Source organism: Streptomyces coryli (assembly GCF_011044975.1).
In the GTDB taxonomy this organism is placed as follows: domain Bacteria; phylum Actinomycetota; class Actinomycetes; order Streptomycetales; family Streptomycetaceae; genus Streptomyces; species Streptomyces coryli.
Genome location: NZ_JAAKZV010000591.1, coordinates 1 through 670, shown reverse-complemented (window position 1 = coordinate 670; position 670 = coordinate 1). Strand labels below are relative to the sequence as shown.

Sequence of the window (670 nt, the reverse complement as noted above, 5' to 3'; positions counted from 1 at the left end):
CTGGCACCGCGACCGGGCGCAACCCGGCAGCGCTGCCGTCACCATCCGATGCCAAGCCGTCCGCCCACCCCGCACCCGTCCGACCGATGCCAAGCCGTCCTGCCACCCGCACCCGTCCGACCGATGCCAAGCCGGCCGTCCGCCCCATCCGACCGATACCAAGCCGTCCTCCCGGGACGGAGCGAGGGGCGGAGGGGCGAGGGCGAGGAGGTAGGAGGGGGCGGAACCCCCACCCCCCACAGTGTCGTTCCCCTGGCAGGGAATCCCCCCAACGATACGGTCGGGGGCGGGAGCCGATCGCTGAGCCACTGGCAGGAGCTGTGATGACCACTGATGCCGGCGCGAGTGCGGCAGCGCTCAGGCGTAGAGATCGTCGTATCAGTCCGGTGTTTCTGGGGATTCTCGCCGCTGCTGTGGCTGCCGGGTGGGCGCTGTATGAGGGCAAGGGGCCCGCCGGGCTCATGGTGTTTCTCTTTGTTGTGGCGGGGTGGGTTGTTTCGCTGTGTCTGCATGAGTACGCGCATGCGCGCAGTGCCCTCCACAGCGGGGACATCTCCATCGGGGCGAAGGGCTATCTCACCCTCAATCCCTTCAAGTACACGCACGCCGTGCTGTCCATCCTGCTTCCGCTGCTCTTCGTCATCGCGGGGGGCATCGGGCTGCCGGGTGG

The 670-nt window shown here is 68.7% G+C and carries 1 protein-coding gene; it reads left to right on the top strand.

Going from position 1 to position 670, the window contains the following annotated elements; all coding sequences use genetic code 11:
- Window positions 1-323 precede the first annotated feature (323 nt).
- Window positions 324-670 (top strand): zinc metalloprotease (locus tag G5C51_RS42345; RefSeq protein ID WP_476715162.1); only part of this gene is annotated, 347 nt, incomplete at its 3' end.